Source organism: Deltaproteobacteria bacterium, assembly GCA_028818775.1.
Classification (GTDB): domain Bacteria; phylum Desulfobacterota; class Binatia; order UBA9968; family JAJDTQ01; genus JAJDTQ01.
Genome location: JAPPNE010000001.1, coordinates 1 through 4092 on the forward strand (window position 1 = coordinate 1; position 4092 = coordinate 4092).

Here is a 4092-nt window from a genome sequence, read left to right on the forward strand (position 1 = left end):
CAACAAATTGTGGCAACACCCTTGATAAACCCCAAGATGTGGGTAATTGAAAGTTTGACCGAACACTTACACTCATCAACCGGCGCGTCTGTGTCGCCTGACGGCGCGGAATCGCGAACCTCGATGCCCTTGGGAGAAGCGCGCGGCTAGGAGCTTGCGCCGCAGAAATCGGATGCCCGATGCAAGGACCCGAGTTGGCTTCCAAACCCGCCGTGCCCGCACTACGCTGCCCGCCCCATACGTCTCGTCTCCCGGCGCCTACCGATCCCGAGTGAGCGAGCGCCTGTTGAGGGGTTGCGTCGGGCGGTAGCTGTTGGGAAAGATGGCGCCGTACCGGGCGATCTGTTCCGCGGAAACCTCCACCGGTTCGGTCATGACCACCCATGAAACACCCTGGGTGCAAGGCGGTGTGGTCAGCGAACCCCGATAGCGCCACGCCGTCCGCTCCTCGGGCAACAGCGCGGTGGCGTCGACGCTGGCCGGCGCGACCGTGGCCCGGGCACGCCTGGCCGGCATGTGGCGCCAAATAGGCGCAAGGACATGGTTCTCACGTCCCTCCTTCAGAAGCACCCCCACCACCGCGAGCGCGCCCTTGTTGCTGCGGTGCACCAGGTGCAGCTCCATCGGGAGTCGCACGCCCGCGACGGTATGCTCGCTGCCATGGTGAAAATGGAACTGGAGCAGTTCGTAGCGGACTCCGTCGAGCGTCATCCCGCTCCCCGGCGCATAGTTCACCTGAATCGCATGTCCGTTGTTGAGAAGCACGACGGGAGCCGTCGCATAGTCGAAATCGATGGGTCGCTGCCGGCGCGCCTCTGCGCCGGCCAAGTCGATGGGCGACTGTTCGGCTCCCTTGGCGCAATCGGAGAACGCAGGGTGGAGGGAACCCCAGCGCGCCGGACCCTTGGCGCCCTCGTAGCCCCACGAAGCCGCATCGGCAGCGGCCACGCCGGAAAGCATGGCCGCGCACAAAGCCAGGCGCAAGGTGACAGGTGCTCCCATGCAATTTCCTTTCATGCGCCGGGACGCGACACCGGGAGTCCGGCTCTGTCCGGCGCGGACGGGTTTCGAAGCCCCGCCCTGCGTCAGATTGCAATTGCCCGGACAGGCGATCAGGCTGCCTTGGGCGATCAGCGCCCCGAAGAGCCATTTCAGCAGGTCGGCCTTCACCGCCTCGATCTGCGCATTGACCTCCGGTCGCAGGGGAAGGAAACGACGGTCAGCCGATGGGGCCGCCGTCGTCGCGGGTCACCGCGATCACCGCCGAGCGCGGCACGGTGTCGCCGCCGTCGGGAAAATGGCTGTCGCCCTTCTCCCCGGGATGCTGGATGCCCACGAACAGGGTCCTGCCGTCGGCGCTCCAGGCGATGCCGGTGACTTCGCACTGCCTGGGACCCACCAGGAAGCGGCGGATTTCCCCCGTCACCGGGTCGCCCACGAGCATCTGGTTGTTCCCCTGGCCCGCGAACCCCTTGGCGTTGGAGTAGTCGCCGTCGGTCTGGATCCACAGCATGCCGTTGCGGTCGAAGGCGATGCCGTCGGGGGAGTTGAACATGTTGTCCTTGTCGACATTCCCGGAGCCGGCGTTGGCGTCGTCGTACACCGCGGGGTTTCCCGCCACCACGTACAGGTCCCAGTCGAAACCGGTGGCCAGGTGGTCGCCGCCGTCGGGCCGCCAGCGCACGATCTGGCCGTACAGATTGCCGGCGCGGGGGTTGGGACCGCCCACCGGAGTCGGGTCGCCGCCCGCGTTGGGTTTCTTGCCGCGGTCCTTGTTGTTGGTAAGCGCGCAGTAGACCTCTGCCTTTCTCGGGTTCGCCGCCACCCATTCCGGGCGGTCCATGGTGGTGGCCTTCACCGCCGATGCAGCGATGCGGGTATGAATGCAGACTTCGGCCATGGAGGCCATTCCGGTGGATTCTGGGGTCAGCTCCAGCCACTCGCCGCGGCCCCTGTCGGCGAACCTGGCGACGTAGAGCCTGCCGTTCTCCAGCAGATCGGCGTTGTCGCCGCCCTCCACGTGGCGGCCGTCGCTCACGAACTTGTAGAGGAACTCGCCGCGCTCGTCGTCTCCCATGTAGACCACCGCCTGCCCGTTGGCGGCCAGGACGACCTCGGCGTTCTCGTGCTTGAAACGCCCCAGTGCGGTGCGCTTCTTCGGGGTCGACTCCGGGTCCAGGGGATCGATCTCGACGACATAGCCGGCGCGGTTCGGTTCGTTGGGGTGCCTGGCGATGTCGAAGCGTTCGTCCGTCATGGCCCATCCGTACTTGCCGGCGGCGTTGACGCCGTAGCGCTCGAGCTCGGGGCTGATTTTCACGCTGGCGTCGGTCGTGGAGAAATACTCGTGGAAGTTCTCCTCGCAGCTCAGGTAGGTGCCCCATGGAGTGCGGCCGTTGCCGCAGTTGTTCCAGGTGCCGAGGCTGCGCGCGCCGGCCGGGTCGGCCGCCGTCCTGAGCAGCTCGTGACCGCGGGCAGGGCCGGTGATCTCCATGGGCGTGTCCGCGGTGATCCTCCGGTTGTAGGGCGAGTCCTTGACGATGGACCACGCGCGGTCCTTCCGGGTGATCTCCACCACCGACACGCCGTGCGCGGCCTTGCTCTTTCGCACATCGTCCGCATTGCGGGGCGTCTTGCGGCCGCCCGCAAAGACGATGCCGAGGTTCACGTACTCGTTGTTGACCGCAAGGATGTTCCGGCCGCGGTGGTTGAAGAGCGCCATGCCGTCGTTGTTGTCGCCGAAGGCCAGTTCCTGGCTGGCCCCGGTGCCGCGGGTCTGCTGATCGAACGCGGGGCCGCGGGACCACATCGGATCGCCCCACCTGGCTACCGCGTGCCAGCTGTAGCCCCTGGGAACGGTGACGGTGTCGAGGGTGTTGGCCGCCACCGCCTCGAAGGCGAAGCGGCCGGGGTTGGCAAGAGCGGCGAAGGGCTTCAGCACCCCGGTGCTCATCACGAACGCGGAGGCTGTGAAGGCAGCGCTGCGGCTCAGGAACCCGCGCCGGGAAATGGCTTTGGGAGCCAGCTTCCCGAAGCCGGTCTCGACCTGTGGCGACATGAGCGACTGATAGTCAGCGATCGGCATCGATCACCACCCCGTCACGCCACCGACTGTCTTGGAGTCACACGTTCGGCGATTTCGCGGCCTGCCTCGATCTCGGCCCGGCGAAGCTCCCAGGTCTTTTGTAGGTTCATCCACAGTTGCGGCGTCGTCCCGAAATACCGCGCCAGACGCAGCGCCGTGTCCGCGCTGACGCCCCGCTGTCCGTTCAGGATCGTCGTGACGCGGTTCACCGGGACTCCCAGCGCGTCCGCCAGCGCGTTGGCCGGCAGGCCGAGCGCGTCGAGTTCGTCGCGCAGTATCTCGCCGGGATGCACCGGCCTCATTCCGTTCCTGGCGTCCATGTTCGACCCCCGTTTCAGTGATAGTCCACAATCTCCACCTCGCACGGCCCGTCATCGGTCCAGAGGAAGCAGATTCGCCACTGATCGTTGATCCGAATGCTGTACTGTCCAGCCCGGTGACCGCGCAACGCCTCAAGCCGGTTACCCGGCAACGCGGAAAGGTCTCGCAGCGTCTCCGCGCTGTCCAGCAAGACCAGACGGCGCGCCGCCTGATAGGCGAACCCCTGAAACGCTGCGACGCGATGCCCTTCGAAAAAGCGCTGCGTCTCCCGGTTCCTGAAGCTCCGGATCATGTGCGCACCACTCTAATCCCTTTTACGTTATCCGTAAACCCATATCGAGGATCGGGTACTGTGAAATTTTGAACTCGAGCGTCGGCGGCAGGGATGATAGCCTCTCCCGCATGGGACAGATTCCTATTATGCCAAGTAAACTGCCTGAGAGTCTATAATCTGTTGATTTATTGGAGAAAAATCTGATCTCAAACGGGCGATGACAGACTCGGAGATTCAGCGCCAACGCGTCGATTCAATACTGTTGCAACACTGATGCCGGGACTCACAACCCGGCGCATCCGTGTCGCTTCACGCCGCGGAATCTCGAACCTTGATGCCTCTTTTGGGTAGACGCGCGGGGGTCGGGTAGGAACGGCGCATTGCTGCGCCATCCCCCCCTAAGAACCGTACG

General features: G+C 65.1%; 4 protein-coding genes. All 4 read right to left on the bottom strand.

Annotation, left to right across the window (positions count from 1 at the left end; all coding sequences use genetic code 11):
• Positions 1-258: 258 nt before the first annotated feature.
• The gene (locus OXU42_00005; protein ID MDE0027774.1) at positions 259-1002 is read right to left on the bottom strand and encodes a carbonic anhydrase family protein; all 744 of its coding nucleotides are present in this window, start codon (positions 1000-1002) and stop codon (positions 259-261) included.
• A 217-nt stretch (positions 1003-1219) separates the two neighbouring features.
• On the bottom strand, positions 1220-3085 hold the full coding sequence (locus OXU42_00010) for a PhoX family phosphatase (GenBank protein ID MDE0027775.1): 1866 nt from the start codon (positions 3083-3085) through the stop codon (positions 1220-1222).
• Between the two features lie 14 nt (positions 3086-3099).
• A complete protein-coding gene (locus OXU42_00015) occupies positions 3100-3405 on the bottom strand; it encodes a HigA family addiction module antitoxin (GenBank protein MDE0027776.1) in 306 nt (101 codons plus the stop codon).
• A gap of 14 nt (positions 3406-3419) precedes the next feature.
• Positions 3420-3698, bottom strand: a complete 279-nt coding sequence (locus tag OXU42_00020) for a type II toxin-antitoxin system RelE/ParE family toxin (GenBank protein MDE0027777.1) — start codon at positions 3696-3698, stop codon at positions 3420-3422.
• Between the last annotated feature and the right edge of the window lie 394 nt (positions 3699-4092).